This window comes from Pseudomonas sp. DP-17, from assembly GCF_022380625.1.
Classification (GTDB): domain Bacteria; phylum Pseudomonadota; class Gammaproteobacteria; order Pseudomonadales; family Pseudomonadaceae; genus Pseudomonas; species Pseudomonas nitroreducens_A.
On the sequence record NZ_JAKSXG010000008.1, the window covers coordinates 66,643 to 80,174 of the forward strand.

The following is a 13,532-nucleotide window of genomic DNA, read 5'->3' on the forward strand; positions in this document are numbered from 1 at the left end:
CATTGGCAGCGAAGGCTCAGACCTTCTTCACGAACTCCGACTTCAGCTTCATCGCGCCGATGCCGTCGATCTTGCAGTCGATGTCGTGGTCGCCGTCCACCAGGCGGATGTTCTTCACCTTGGTGCCGACCTTGACTACCAGGGACGAGCCCTTGACCTTGAGGTCCTTGATCACGGTGACGGTATCGCCGTCCTGCAGCAGGTTGCCGACCGAGTCCTTGATCACGCGGGCGTCGCCGTCGGTCTCGCCCGAACCGTCAGCGGACCATTCGTGGGCGCACTCGGGGCAGACCAGCTGGGCGCCATCTTCGTAGGTGTACTCGGAGTTGCATTTGGGGCAGGGCGGCAGCTGGCTCACGGCAGTTCTCACAGTGGAATCGGTAAAAAGACCGCAGAGTATATAAGGTTTCTGCCATTCCTGTCCGGCGATCCGCATGGCCGGGGGCAACATCGCTACCCAAGCGGGCTGCCGGGCAGCATCGCGCGCTGGCGCCCAGCGCAGATCCAGCGGGCTTTTTTCGGAGCTGTTAAGGACGGGGAGATTCGGAAATTTCCCAACCAGTCTGGGAATCCGCCACATAGCCTCCTCACAGGCGTGCGGTAAAGCTTGCCGCCCCGGTCAGCCGACCGGCATCCGCCCAACCTCGATGAGTGAGCACTCCCATGAAAAAGCTTTGCATTCTGATCGCCGCCTGCGCCGTTCTCGCCGCCTGCGACAAACAACAAGAGCAAGCCTCGAAGACCGCTGTTCCCGCCGCCGCCCAGCAGGAAGCCAAGCCTGCCGCTCAACCGGAAGCCCAACCGCAAGCGCCAGCCGCTGCCACCGAACCAGCCGCCGCCCCGGCCCAGCCGGCCGCCGAAGCAGCCAAGCCGGCCGACGACAAGCAGCAGTAAGCGTCTGCCACTCAGCACAACAGCCAGCCGCCTTCGGGCGGCTGGCTGCTTTCAGGGCTGCAGCTGGCTGAGGTAGGCGGTCAGCGCAGGGATATCGTCGTCATTGAGCAATGCCGCCACCGCCAGCATGGGCGAGTCCGCGCGGCTCGGGTCCTTGTCCCGGTATCGCTGCAGGGCATGGGTAAGGTAGACCTGCGGCTGCCCGGCAATACGCGGGAAGCCGTCGCGTCCCATGGCCTGCTCGCCGTGGCAGGTGACGCAGACAGTGGCGAAGCGCTGGGCGCCCCGCTCCACCAGCGCCTTGTCCGGCGCCGCTTCGGCGCGTGGCAGGACCTTCTGCTGGCTGAAGTAGTAGGCGATGTTGACCCGCTCATTGATGGTCAGCAGCTTGGCCGCCTGGTTCATCACGAAGTCGGTGCGCTGGCCGTCGACGTATTTCTCGAAGGCATCGAACAGGTACTGCGGGTTCTGCCCGGCCAGGTTGGGGATGTAGTCGCGCTTGCTGTTGCCATCCTTGCCGTGGCACTTGCTGCACAGCAGGATGCGCTCCTCGGCAGCCGCATAGGCCTGCTCGCGCTTGGCCGGGTCCTGCTCCAGGGCGGCGAGCCGATCCATCATCTCCGATGCCTGCACACTGGCGCACAGGAGCACCCACAACAGCACGACTCTCCCCATCACCGCACCCTGGTCAGTTTTCCCAGGGTCGACGCTAATGGGTTTCTGAAGGAAATTTCCGACCTGGATCAACCAATCGGTCTAAGCAGAAGCGAACCGGCGCGCAAAAAAAAAGGGGAGCATCGTGCTCCCCCGGGGACTGAACCTTAAAGACCCGTCTGTCCTTGGTCAGCCTTCAATTTCAACCAGGATCTCACCAGGGTTGACCCGGTCGCCCTTGGCTACATGGATGGCCTTCACGGTGCCGGCGATGCCCGCCTGCACTTCGGTCTCCATCTTCATCGCTTCGGTGATCAGCACGGCCTGGCCGGCCTTCACGCTGTCGCCTTCCTTGACCAGCACATCGACGATGTTGCCCGGCATGGTGGTGCTGACGTGGCCCGGCTCGCTGGCCTGCTTGCGCTTGTTGCCGCCGCCGCCGATGAACTCGTTGAGCGGCTCGAACACCACCTCTTCGGGCATGCCATCCACCGACAGGTAGAAGTGGCGCTTGCCATCGGTCTTCACGCCGACGCCGGTGATGTCCACGCGGTAGCTCTCGCCGTGCACGTCGACCACGAACTCGGTCGGTACGCCCTCGCCGCCGGCAGCGGCAACGCCCTTGCCGTTGGGGATCGGCAGCAGCTCTTCGGGTTTCAGGGTGCCTGCGGCACGCTCCTCGAGGAACTTGCGGCCGATGTCCGGGAACATGGCGAAGGTCAGCACGTCCTCTTCGGACCTGGCCAGGCTGCCGATCTCTTCGCGCAGCTTGTTCAGCTCCGGCTTGATCAGGTCGGCCGGGCGCACGTCGATGACTTCCTCGTTACCGATGGCCTGGCGGCGCAGCGCTTCGTTGATCTTGCCCGGCGCCTTGCCGTAGCGGCCCTGCAGGTAGAGCTTCACCTCGTTGGTGATGGTCTTGTAGCGCTCGCCGGCCAGCACGTTGAAGAACGCCTGGGTGCCGACGATCTGCGAGGTCGGGGTGACCAGGGGCGGGAAACCGAGGTCTTCGCGGACGCGCGGGATCTCCGCCAGCACTTCCGGCATGCGGTTCAGCGCGCCCTGTTCCTTGAGCTGGTTGGCCAGGTTGGAAATCATCCCTCCCGGCACCTGGTTGACCTGCACGCGGGTATCCACGCCGGTGAACTCGCTCTCGAACTGGTGGTACTTCTTGCGCACGGCGTGGAAGTACATGCCGATTTCCTGGATCAGTTCCAGGTCCAGGCCGGTGTCGAACGGGGTGTCGCGCAGGGCGGCGACCATGGATTCGGTACCCGGGTGGCTGGTGCCCCAGGCCATGCTGGAGATCGCGGTGTCGATGCGGTCGGCGCCATTCTCGACAGCTTTCAGCTGGCACATGCTGGCAACGCCGGCGGTGTCGTGGGAGTGCACCACCACGTCCAGCGGCAGCGCGTCCTTCAGCGCCTTGACCAGTTCGCCGGTGGCGTAGGGGGTCAGCAGACCGGCCATGTCCTTGATGGCGATGGAATCCACGCCCATGTCGGCCATGGCCTTGCCCTGGGCAACGAAGGCGTCGATGGTGTGCACCGGGCTGGTGGTGTAGGCGATGGTGCCCTGGGCGTGCTTGCCGGCAGCCTTCACAGCCTCGATGGAGACGCGCAGGTTACGCACGTCGTTCATCGCGTCGAAGATGCGGAATACATCGATGCCATTGACCGCCGCCTTGGCGACGAAGGCGCGCACCACGTCGTCGCTGTAGTGGCGGTAGCCCAGCAGGTTCTGCCCGCGCAGAAGCATCTGTAGACGGGTGTTGGGCAGCGCGGCCTTGAGCTTGCGCAGACGCTCCCAGGGGTCTTCCTTGAGGAAGCGCACGCAGGCGTCGAAGGTGGCGCCGCCCCAGACTTCCAGCGACCAGTAGCCGACCTGGTCGAGCTTGTCGCAGATCGGCAGCATGTCTTCGGTGCGCATCCGGGTCGCCAGCAGCGACTGGTGGGCGTCGCGCAGGATGGTATCGGTGACGGTGACTTTCTTGGAAACGGTCATGGACGAATTCCTCACAGGCCAGCGTGGGCGGCAATGGCGGTAGCGATGGCGATGGCCAGGTGCGACGGGGTGCGCTTGATCGAGTACTGGGTCAGTTCCGGGTGGCTTTCGACGAAGCTGGTGTTGAACTGGCCGTTACGGAATTCCGGGTTCTTGAGGATTTCCTGGTAATAGGCCGCGGTAGTCTTCACGCCCTGCACGCGCATGTCGTCCAGCGCGCGCAGGCCTCGGTCCAGCGCCTCTTCCCAGGTCAGCGCCCAGACCACCAGCTTCAGGCACATCGAGTCGTAGTACGGCGGGATGGTGTAGCCGGTGTAGATCGCGGTGTCGGTGCGCACGCCGGGGCCACCGGGTGCGTAGTAGCGGGTGATCTTGCCGAAGGACGGCAGGAAGTTGTTCTTCGGGTCTTCGGCGTTGATCCGGAACTGCAAGGCGAAGCCACGGTGAATGATGTCTTCCTGCTTGACCGAGAGTGGCAGGCCGGAGGCGATGCGGATCTGCTCGCGGACGATGTCGATGCCGGTGATTTCCTCGGTGATGGTGTGCTCCACCTGCACGCGGGTGTTCATCTCCATGAAGTACACCTCGCCATCGGCGAGCAGGAACTCCACGGTGCCGGCGTTCTCGTAGCCCACGGCCTTGGCCGCGCGCACCGACAGGTCGCCGATGTAGGCGCGCTGCTCGGGGGTGAGCTGCGGGCTGGGGGCGATCTCGATGAGCTTCTGGTTGCGGCGCTGGATCGAGCAGTCGCGCTCGAACAGGTGCACGGTGTTGCCGAAGGAGTCGGCCAGCACCTGGGCTTCGATGTGCTTCGGGTTGACGATGCACTTCTCGAGGAAGACTTCCGCGCTGCCGAAGGCCTTGGTGGCTTCGGAGATCACGCGGGGGAAATTCTGCTCCAGCTCTTCGCGGCTGTTGCAGCGACGGATGCCGCGGCCGCCACCGCCGGAGGTGGCCTTGAGCATCACCGGGTAGCCGATGCGCTCGGCTTCGGAAATGGCTTCGGCCAGGTCGGCGACGTTGCCTTCGGTGCCCGGGGTGCAGGGCACGCCGGCGGCGATCATGCTGCGGCGCGCTTCGGTCTTGTCACCCATGCGGCGGATCACTTCCGCCGACGGACCGATGAACTTGATCCCGCGCTCGGCGCAGATATCGGCCAGCTCGGCGTTTTCGGAGAGGAAGCCGTAGCCCGGGTGCAGGGCGTCGCAGCCGGTTTCCACCGCCAGGTTCACCAGGGCGCGGGGGTTCAGGTAACCCGCCAGAGGATCGGCGCCCAGGCTGTGTGCCTCGTCGGCGCGCTTCACATGCAGGGCGTGGCGGTCGGCGTCGGAATAGACGGCCACCGAACGGATGCCCATCTCGGCGCAGGCGCGCACGATCCGGACAGCGATCTCCCCACGGTTGGCGATCAGGATTTTCTTGATCACTGCGGCTTTCCCTCGGCCCGGACCTTGAGGGCCCCGGCGTAAAACCAATCGGCAGCTCCGCAACCGGCAGCTGGATATGTTGGCCGGAGCGGGTTCCGGCGTGGGATTTACCCTAGCGCGGGAGGGAGGATTAACCAAAATCAATAATTATTGGGGTAGCCATAAAGAATGCTTTATAGTTCTGCAAAAATGTCCTCATCAGGCAGGCTTCTATGCGTAAGTCATTGATGCGTATGACACTTCGCCAGCTGCAGGTTTTTCGCGCCGTGTGCGAAAGCCGTTCCTACAGCCGGGCAGCGGAGGAAATGGCGCTGACCCAGCCTGCGGTCAGCCTGCAGATTCGCCAGCTGGAAGAACTGGTCGGCCAACCGCTGTTCGAGTACATCGGCAAGAAGCTTTACCAGACCGATGCCGCCGACGCCCTGCTGCGCGCCACCAACGACATCTTCCAGCGCCTGGAAGTGCTGGACATGAACCTCTCCGACCTCAAGGGCTCGCTGCAGGGCCAGTTGCGCCTGGCAGTGGAATCCAGCGCCAAGTACATCACCCCGCACCTGTTCGCCGCCTTCCATGCGCAGCACCCGGACGTCAGCCTGAACCTCACCGTGGTCAACCGCGCCCAGGCGATCAAGCGCCTGTCGGACAACCGTGACGACCTGGTGATCATGTCCCTGGTGCCCCAGGACATGGCCCTGGAGTTCCTGCCCTTCCTGAACAACCCGATCATCGCGGTGGCGCCGCCGGATCACCCGCTGTGCAATGCCGCCAAGCTGTCGCTCAAGGACCTGGAGCCCTATCCGCTGCTGATCCGCGAACCCGGCTCGGGCACGCGCAAGGCCTGCGAGGAACATTTCCAGCAGAAACGTGCGCACTTCCCGCAGACGCTGGAATTCGCTTCGCTCGAAGGTTCACGGGAAGGGGTACTGGCGGGCCTGGGCCTGGCGCTGCTGCCGCGCCATGCGGTCAGCCGCGAATTGCACTCGGGCCTCCTGCGCGAACTGCCGGTGGAAGAGCTGCCGCTCTACCGCAGCTGGTGTCTGGTGCACGCGCGAGGCAAGCGCCTGAGCCCGGTGGCCCAGGCGTTCGTCGCCTTCATCCGTGAAGAGCGGGCGCTGATCAGCCAGCTGGCTGAACGTTTCGCCGGCCCGCCCGTGCAGAAGTGAGATAGGCAGCGGCAATCAGATCGGGGTAGTCGGAGGTTTCCACGGCGAGGCGTTGCGCCTCCACCCGGTCTTCGATGGCACGACGGAACTGCATGCGCCGCTGGTCTTCAAGCTTGCGGCGGGTCTTGGCGTCCAGTTGGAGCTGGGTGTCGTCGATATGGCGGGGCATCTCGCATCTCCCAAGGCCGAAGGGCTGGAGACGCCAGCATGCTGACGACGGATGACCGTTTGACGACGCGGCGGTGAAGCGCCGGTGACGCCGACGAGCGGTCTGGAGCTGTCCCCAGCAGGAGCAAGCTTGCTCGCTCCTGCAGGTAGGGTTTCAGGACGCCTCTTCCGGGCGCTCCTCGTGGTTCTTCACCACTTTCGGCGACAGGCGCAGGCTGCGCAGGCTGCGCTTAACGCTCTTGAGGTGATTCACCAGGTCCGGGCCGCGGGCCATGGCCACGCCCATGGCCAGCACGTCGATCACCACCAGGTGGGCGATACGCGACGTCAGCGGGGTGTAGATATCGGTGTCTTCGTGCACGTCCACCGCCAGGTTCACCGTGGCCAGGTCCGCCAGCGGGGTCTGGCTGGGGCACAGGGTGATCAGGGTGGCGCCCGCTTCACGTACCAGGTTGGCAGTCACCAGCAGGTCCTTGGAGCGGCCGGACTGGGAGATGCAGATCGCTACGTCCGAGGGCTTCAGGGTCACCGCCGACATGGCCTGCATGTGCGGGTCGGAGTACGCCGCCGCCGACAGCAGCAGGCGGAAGAACTTGTGCTGGGCATCCGCCGCCACCGCGCCGGAAGCGCCGAAGCCGTAGAACTCGACGCGCTGGGCATGGGCAATGGCCGCGATGGCGCGCTCCAGGGCGTGGGTGTCGAGGTGTTCGCGCACTTCCATCAGCGAATGCAGGGTGGTGTCGAAGATCTTCAGGCTGAAGTCCGCCACCGAATCGCTCTCGTTGATCGAAAACTGGCCGAAACTGGCACCGGCGGCCAGGCTCTGCGCCAGCTTGAGCTTGAGGTCCTGGAAGCCGCTGCAGCCGATGGCGCGGCAGAAGCGAACGATGGTCGGCTCACTGACGCCCACGCTGTGAGCGAGGTCCGCCATGGAGCTGTGCATGACCGATGCAGGGTCCTGCATCACGTGATCGGCAACCTTGAGCTCCGACTTGCGGAGCAGATGACGCGACTGGGCAATGTGCTGCAAAAGGTTCACAGGGATAGGCTCGGTGATAGTTGTCTGAAATTTATGTAGTCTTGTTGTAGTTATACTACAAAACTTGCCTTCGCGCCCAGGGAATAAGTCTGTGAATACGTCTGCGAGCCACGGTTTGCCAAGCTCTTGCGACATTCTGGTGTTTGGCGGCAGTGGTGATCTGGCGCTACATAAACTCCTGCCGGCGCTCTACCACCTGCACCGGGAGAACCGCCTGCCGGCCGACACGCGAATCTTCGCCCTCGCCCGCAGCCAGCGCGATAACGCCTCCTACCTCGCCCTGGCCGAACGCAACTGCCGCGCCCAGGTGGCGCGCAGCGACTTCTCCGCCGAGGCCTGGCGCAGCTTCTCCCAGCGCCTGGAATACGTGGCGATGGACGCCTCGCAGAGCGCCGACTTCGGCCGCCTGGCCAAGGCCCTCAAGCGCACGGAAGGCCGCGTGCTGGTGCATTACCTGGCAACCGCGCCGAGCCTGTTCGCCCCCATCGCGCAGAACCTCAAGGTCTCCGGGCTCGCCGGGCCGCTGGCGCGCATCGTGCTGGAGAAGCCGCTGGGCCACTCGCTGGACTCGGCGCTGGCGATCAACCAGGCCATCGGCGAAGTGTTCGACGAATCGCGGGTGTTCCGCATCGACCACTACCTAGGCAAGGAAACCGTGCAGAACCTGATGGCCCTGCGCTTCGCCAACACCCTGTTCGAGCCGGTATGGCGCAACGGGCACATCGACCACGTGCAGATCACCGTCAACGAGACCCTGGGCGTGGAGAACCGCGGCGCCTACTACGACCATGCCGGCGCCATGCGCGACATGGTGCAGAACCATCTGCTGCAACTGCTCTGCCTGGTGACGATGGAGGCGCCAGTACGCTTCGATGCCGAGGCCGTGCGCAACGAGAAGGTGAAGATTCTCCAGGCGCTCAAGCCGATTTCCGGACAGGACGTGCAGGACAAGACCGTGCGCGGCCAGTACACCGCCGGGCACATCGGCGGGCAGGAAGTGCCCGCCTACTGGTTCGAGAAAAATGTCGACAACGACAGCGATACGGAGACCTTTGTCGCCGTACAGGCCGAGATCGATAACTGGCGCTGGTCCGGTGTGCCCTTCTACCTGCGCACCGGCAAGCGCATGGCGAAGAAATGTTCGGAGATCGTCATCCAGTTCAAGCCGGCGCCCAACGGCCTGATCGGCGGTGCTGGCAGCACGGCCAACCGCCTGTGGATAAGGTTGCAGCCGGAAGAACGCATCAGTGTGCAGCTGATGGCCAAGGCGCCGGGCAAGGGCATGCAGCTGGAGCCGGTGGAACTGGACCTCAACCTGGCCGAGGCCTTCAGCCGCAACAAGCGCCGCTGGGATGCCTACGAGCGCCTGCTGCTGGACGTGATAGAGGGCGACTCGACGCTGTTCATGCGCCGCGACGAGGTGGAAGCGGCCTGGAGCTGGGTCGACCCGATCATCAAGGGCTGGCACGAGCACTACCTGAGCCCGCGCCCCTACCCCGCCGGCAGCAATGGGCCGGAGCAGGCACAGACGCTGCTGGAGCTGCAGGGACGGCGCTGGCTGGAGTGATGCACCGCACCGATTTCGCCGGATGCACACCCATCCTACAAAGAGCACGTCGGGCATAAGGTCGCGGGGACCGGATAGGGCATCCGTTGACCTCGCTCAGCACGCGCAGCCGGCGGATTTCCTAGAGTGGCGGCCTTTTTCCCACAACCCGCTCCGCCACCATGTCCCACACTCCGTTTTCCCCCGAACTGCTCTGCCCCGCCGGCTCGCTGAAGAGCCTGCGCCACGCCTTCGCCTATGGCGCCGATGCCGTCTACGCCGGCCAGCCGCGCTACAGCCTGCGGGTGCGCAACAACGAGTTCGACCACGCCAACCTCGCCACCGGCATCAACGAGGCCCACGCGCTGGGTAGGCGCCTGTACGTGGTGGTGAACATCGCCCCGCACAACGCCAAGCTGAAGACCTTCCTGCAAGACGTGGAATCGGTGATCGCCCTCGGGCCGGACGCGCTGATCATGTCCGATCCGGGCCTGATCATGCTGGTTCGCCAGCATTTCCCTGAAATTGATATCCACCTCTCAGTGCAGGCCAACGCGGTGAACTGGGCCAGCGTGGAGTTCTGGCGCCAGCAGGGACTCAAGCGGGTGATCCTGTCCCGCGAACTGTCGCTGGAGGAGATCGGCGAGATTCGCGAACGCGTGCCGGGCATGGAGCTGGAGGTCTTCGTCCACGGCGCGCTGTGCATGGCCTATTCCGGTCGCTGCCTGCTGTCGGGCTACATCAACCGCCGCGACCCCAACCAGGGCACCTGCACCAACGCCTGCCGCTGGGAATACCAGACCCACGCCGCCCATGAAGACGAGCTGGGCCACGCGGTGCGCAACGTCGAGCCGACCCTGGGCATCGGCGCGCCGAGCAGGGAAATCGTCCTGCTCGAAGAAGCCAACCGCCCCGGCGAGCTGATGGAGGCGTACGAGGACGAGCACGGCACCTACATCATGAATTCCAAGGACCTGCGCGCCATCCAGCATGTGCAACGTTTGACGCAGATGGGCGTGCATTCCCTGAAGATCGAGGGCCGGACCAAGTCCCACTACTACGTCGCACGCACCGCCCAGGCCTACCGCCAGGCCATCGACGACGCAGTCGCGGGGCGCGCCTTCGACCTCGGCCTGATGGACACCCTGGAGTCGCTCGCCCATCGTGGCTACACAGAGGGATTCCTGCGCCGCCACGTGCACGACGAATACCAGAATTACCAGTACGGCCATTCGCTGTCCGAGCGCCAGCAGTTCGTCGGCGAGTTCACCGGCGAGCGCCGCCACGGCCTGGCCGAGGTGCGGGTGAAGAACCGCTTCGAAGTGGGCGACAGCGTCGAGCTGATGACCCCGGCGGGTAACCGCACCTTCCGCCTGCACACCATGGAGAACGCCCGTGGCGAGTCTATCGGCGTTGCGCCGGGCGACGGCCACCTCGTCCATATCCCGGTGCCCGACGAGCTTGACCTGCAATACGCCCTGCTGATGCGCAATCTGAAAGGCGGAACTTCCCGCGATGCGCGAGAGCCCGCGTCAGCCGGTGGTTGCGGGAGCGATTGCGGCAAGTGCGGGTGTGGCGGCAGTTAGGTCCTCTGCCGGCGGACAGCAATCGCGGACGGAGTCCGCTCCTACCCCAGGATCAACCCTGCGCAGGAGCGGGCTCCGTCCGTGGTCGGTCCGCTGCACACATCAACCTCACGGGTTCTGCAGGAACACCACATATCCCCTGAACCACCGGCTCTTCGCCAGGTAGTCGGGCGCCTGCCACTCCCCGTACTGCGCCAACCCAATGCGGAAGGGCAACTGCAAACGGGCCACGCGCGGCAGGTACGCCTGGTAGTTGGGAATGGTCTGGCGCCCCTGGTAGGTCTGCACCACCACCTCGTCCACCACGCCGGCCAGTCGATTGAGGGTTTCCGGCGCGGCATTGCTGCCCCAGTCCATCAGCCCGGTAATGCTCAGCTTGCTGCCCGCGGGCAGGCGCTTGCGCAGGTCCTGGAGAAAGTCGACGTACTCGTGCAGGTAGCGCGTGTGCGCATCGAAGTCGATCTGCACGCCGACCACCGGATTGCCCGCGGCACGCCAGCGGCGCAGTTGCGAAAGCAGGGTGCGGTAGATGTCCTCGTTCCAGCGCAGGGTATGCGCGCGGTAGACCATCCACACCTCGCCCTGCTTCAGGCGGGGGATGGCGATGCCCTGGGCGATCAGCCGGGCGTGGCCGTGGCCATAGCGCGGCGCACTGATCTGCCCTTGCAGCACATAGAGGGTACGCGCCTGGGCCAGCGCCGGCTGGGGCGAGACGCCGCTCCAGAGCCAGAAGGCGTCGTGGTCCGCGGCGTCCACGCCGGCCGCCGAAGCGTTGCCCGCGAGCAACACCAGCGCCAGCGCCAGTAAGCGCCGCACGGGGCTTACCAGTAGTACTTCAGGGACTTCGCCCAGGGCGTGCCGGAGTACTGCCCCTTGAGGGTGCGGAACCACTGCTTGCGCTGTGACGGGGCGATGTCCTGGCTGCCGCAGCCGTTGTAGCCGCTGGGCGCGAAGCAGTTGATGGCGCGGTACAGCGCGTAGGCGCGGTCCTCTTCCACGGCCTGCTTGTCGGCGATGACCTTGAGATAGCCGTCCATGCGCGAATAGGCCGAACCGGGGAACAGCGATTCACCGCCGCCCAGTTCGCGCTCGCTGGGTTGGGTGTCCAGCGGGAAGCCATCCAGGCCGTTGCGCAGGATGAACTCGCCCAGGCAGTTCAGCGCCTTGGGCGGCTGCGGGCTCTGCAGCAGGTCGCGCGCGACGTCGACGATGGCCGGGCATTCGTAGCCGCTGTCGTTCTTGCCGCCCGGCCACTGGAACAGCGACAGCGGCATGCTCCCGTAGAGATAGCCGATGCTGGCGCCCAGTGGCTTGCCGCTGCCGTCGGTGGGCAGCAGCGCGAGGTCGTCGATATAGGCCTGGTACTGGCCGTGCAGCAGGTCCTTGTAGAGCAACGCGAACAGCGCGGTATCGCGCTCTTCCACCGAGACGCTGGTGGACTTCGCCTGCTGGCGCAGCAGGTCGGGGCCGGCGACGTGGCGCAGGAGAATCTCGCGGATGATCGGCGTATGCACCGGCGAGCCGTCGGCGAAGACCTTCACCAGGCGATCGCTGCGCTCGTAGTTGAAGGCCAGCGCCAGCTCCAGCTGCTCGCGTTGCAGCGGCTGCTCGGCCAGCGGCAGCAGGCGCAGCCAGAGCTTCTCGGCGGCGATCCAGTCGTTACCGGCTTCCAGGGCAAAGCCGCGCAGGGTCTGCTGGCTGAAGGCGAGGTAGTCGAGCTTGGCCGGCAGTTCCTCGGGCAGGGATTTCAGCGCTTCGGTGGGCTTTTCCTCGACGTACAGCCGGTAGGCCGCCGTCAGGTAGTCGTGCAGGCCGGGATACCTGGCGAACAGGTCCTTCTGCGCGGCCAGGCCGGCGGCGTCGAGGGCACGGGGTTCGTTGGGCTCGTGGTGGCGCATCTGCATCAGGTCGAGCACCGCCAGCAGGCGCGCGTCGCGCACGTCGGCCGGGTGTGCGGTGACCAGCAGCTTGTTGTCGACTTCCTGCACCAGTTGGGCGAGATCGTCGGCATCCTCGCGGGCGAACAGTTCGGCGTACTCGCCCGCCAGCCGGCTCTCATCGCTCATCAGCCAGTACACGCGGCGCGTCAGCCCCTTGGCCGAAGCGCTAAAGCGGCCCTGTGGATAAGCCTTGAGGTAGTCGCCCAGTGCGGATTCGGCCTGGGCGAGGATTTTCTTGTCGACCTTGCGCAGGTCCGGGTAGCCCATCTCGTCGAAGGCGTTCTGTTGCGCCTGGTTGAGCAGCGCACGGGCGACCATGTAGCGCGAGGTTTCCTTCAGCCAGGCCTGGTCGCTGTCCTGCAGGGCGCGGAAGGATTTCAGCGCGTCGCCGAAGCGGCCGCTGTAGAAGTCCGCGGCGCCCTTGAGGTAGCCGCGGTAGGCCTTGGCCGGGGCGCTCTGCAGATCATTGGGCAACAGCACGCTGAGCTGTGTTTCGTCCCACTGGCAGGCGCCCAGCAGGGTCAGGCGCGCACGGGCCAGGCCCTGGCGTTCGTCAGCTGAAAGGCTGTCGGCCAGCAACAGCTGGGAGAGGAAGTCCTGCGCGGTGCCTGCGTTGTTGCTGCGGCAGCGGCTGCCTTCGCCGCTGGCGAAGCTGTCGGCGGAGGACTGCACGGCATCCGCCGGCAGGCCGATGCGCGCGGCGAGGTCGGCCAGCGGCGCGGTGCTGGCAGCGCTGGAGCTGTCGGTCGAATCTCCTGGCATTGAGCCTTCCAGCCAGCGCGCCAGCGGGAAAGGCACCTGGCCGTAGCCCAGCTGCTGCTCGTCGTCGGTCAGCGCGCGGTTGGGAATGCTGGCCTGACCCGCATCCGCCAGCAGCAACTGCAGGTTGACCCGGCTGTCGTTGCCCGGACTGAGGAACGGCAGGCTGTTGCATACGTCCAGCGTGTCGCGCTTGAGGTTCCAGCTCGGGTAGCAGGAGTCGTCGCTGCTCGCGCGCGCCTCCTGCACGCCAAGGCAGCCGGTGATCAGGGCCAGCAGGGTCAGTCCGTACAGACGCATGAAGGATCCTTGTCCGTTGCAGCCCGCATGCCGGGCCGGAATTCAGAGCAGG

Annotated in this window: 12 protein-coding genes; 4 read left to right on the plus strand and 8 right to left on the minus strand. The window is 65.3% G+C overall.

The genetic code is table 11. The features are described from left to right. Nucleotides 1-16: 16 nt before the first annotated feature. Nucleotides 17-358, minus strand: a complete 342-nt coding sequence (locus tag MJ122_RS13270; RefSeq protein WP_088420812.1) for a zinc ribbon domain-containing protein YjdM — start codon at nt 356-358, stop codon at nt 17-19. A gap of 305 nt (nt 359-663) precedes the next feature. Between MJ122_RS13270 and MJ122_RS13275 the strand changes: the two genes are divergently transcribed. Then, nucleotides 664-894, plus strand: coding sequence for a hypothetical protein (locus MJ122_RS13275; RefSeq protein ID WP_239744489.1), 231 nt, complete (start codon nt 664-666; stop codon nt 892-894). Nucleotides 895-945: 51 nt separating this feature from the next. Here the strand turns inward: MJ122_RS13275 and MJ122_RS13280 are convergent, their stop codons facing one another. The 3 genes from MJ122_RS13280 to MJ122_RS13290 all read right to left on the minus strand — a co-directional run bounded on the left by MJ122_RS13280 (nt 946) and on the right by MJ122_RS13290 (nt 4,979). After that, nucleotides 946-1,512 (minus strand): c-type cytochrome, encoded by a 567-nt coding sequence (locus MJ122_RS13280; protein ID WP_239744490.1) that lies wholly within the window; start codon nt 1,510-1,512, stop codon nt 946-948. A gap of 225 nt (nt 1,513-1,737) precedes the next feature. Continuing rightward, nucleotides 1,738-3,552, minus strand: coding sequence for a sodium-extruding oxaloacetate decarboxylase subunit alpha (gene oadA / locus MJ122_RS13285; RefSeq protein WP_088420810.1), 1,815 nt, complete (start codon nt 3,550-3,552; stop codon nt 1,738-1,740). 11 nt (nt 3,553-3,563) lie between these two features. Further along, complete coding sequence (locus tag MJ122_RS13290) at nt 3,564-4,979, minus strand: acetyl-CoA carboxylase biotin carboxylase subunit (RefSeq protein WP_017521524.1); 1,416 nt, start codon at nt 4,977-4,979, stop codon at nt 3,564-3,566. A 227-nt stretch (nt 4,980-5,206) separates the two neighbouring features. Here MJ122_RS13290 and MJ122_RS13295 point away from each other — a divergent pair, with 227 nt between their 5' ends. Beyond that, on the plus strand, nt 5,207-6,142 hold the full coding sequence (locus MJ122_RS13295) for a LysR family transcriptional regulator (RefSeq protein ID WP_088420809.1): 936 nt from the start codon (nt 5,207-5,209) through the stop codon (nt 6,140-6,142). Here the strand turns inward: MJ122_RS13295 and MJ122_RS13300 are convergent. Continuing rightward, complete coding sequence (locus MJ122_RS13300) at nt 6,096-6,311, minus strand: transcriptional regulator (protein ID WP_088420808.1); 216 nt, start codon at nt 6,309-6,311, stop codon at nt 6,096-6,098. The genes MJ122_RS13295 and MJ122_RS13300 overlap by 47 nt on opposite strands. Nucleotides 6,312-6,464: 153 nt before the next feature. After that, nucleotides 6,465-7,349: a transcriptional regulator HexR gene (hexR, locus tag MJ122_RS13305; RefSeq protein WP_017521521.1), complete on the minus strand. Its 885-nt coding sequence runs from the start codon at nt 7,347-7,349 to the stop codon at nt 6,465-6,467. A 115-nt stretch (nt 7,350-7,464) separates the two neighbouring features. On the opposite strand from hexR, the gene zwf reads away from it, so the two are divergent. Next, nucleotides 7,465-8,916 carry a glucose-6-phosphate dehydrogenase gene (gene zwf / locus MJ122_RS13310; protein ID WP_239744491.1) on the plus strand — a complete coding sequence of 484 codons (1,452 nt, stop codon included), beginning with the start codon at nt 7,465-7,467 and terminating at the stop codon, nt 8,914-8,916. A gap of 161 nt (nt 8,917-9,077) precedes the next feature. Further along, the gene (yegQ, locus tag MJ122_RS13315) at nt 9,078-10,481 is read left to right on the plus strand and encodes a tRNA 5-hydroxyuridine modification protein YegQ (protein WP_088420806.1); all 1,404 of its coding nucleotides are present in this window, start codon (nt 9,078-9,080) and stop codon (nt 10,479-10,481) included. Between the two features lie 108 nt (nt 10,482-10,589). On the opposite strand, the gene MJ122_RS13320 is transcribed toward yegQ, so the two are convergent. Further along, nucleotides 10,590-11,297, minus strand: a complete 708-nt coding sequence (locus MJ122_RS13320) for a DUF3142 domain-containing protein (RefSeq protein ID WP_088420805.1) — start codon at nt 11,295-11,297, stop codon at nt 10,590-10,592. A gap of 5 nt (nt 11,298-11,302) precedes the next feature. Continuing rightward, on the minus strand, nt 11,303-13,480 hold the full coding sequence (locus MJ122_RS13325) for an outer membrane assembly lipoprotein YfiO (protein ID WP_088420804.1): 2,178 nt from the start codon (nt 13,478-13,480) through the stop codon (nt 11,303-11,305). Between the last annotated feature and the right edge of the window lie 52 nt (nt 13,481-13,532).

Coding starts and splice junctions, on each gene's coding strand:
- MJ122_RS13275 (WP_239744489.1), top strand. CDS start 664: ATGAAAAAGCTTTGCATTCTGATCGCCGCCTGCGCCGTTCTCGCCGCC.
- MJ122_RS13295 (WP_088420809.1), top strand. CDS start 5,207: ATGCGTATGACACTTCGCCAGCTGCAGGTTTTTCGCGCCGTGTGCGAA.
- MJ122_RS13325 (WP_088420804.1), bottom strand. CDS start 13,480: ATGCGTCTGTACGGACTGACCCTGCTGGCCCTGATCACCGGCTGCCTT.
- yegQ (WP_088420806.1), top strand. CDS start 9,078: ATGTCCCACACTCCGTTTTCCCCCGAACTGCTCTGCCCCGCCGGCTCG.
- oadA (WP_088420810.1), bottom strand. CDS start 3,552: ATGACCGTTTCCAAGAAAGTCACCGTCACCGATACCATCCTGCGCGAC.
- MJ122_RS13300 (WP_088420808.1), bottom strand. CDS start 6,311: ATGCCCCGCCATATCGACGACACCCAGCTCCAACTGGACGCCAAGACC.
- MJ122_RS13280 (WP_239744490.1), bottom strand. CDS start 1,512: ATGATGGATCGGCTCGCCGCCCTGGAGCAGGACCCGGCCAAGCGCGAG.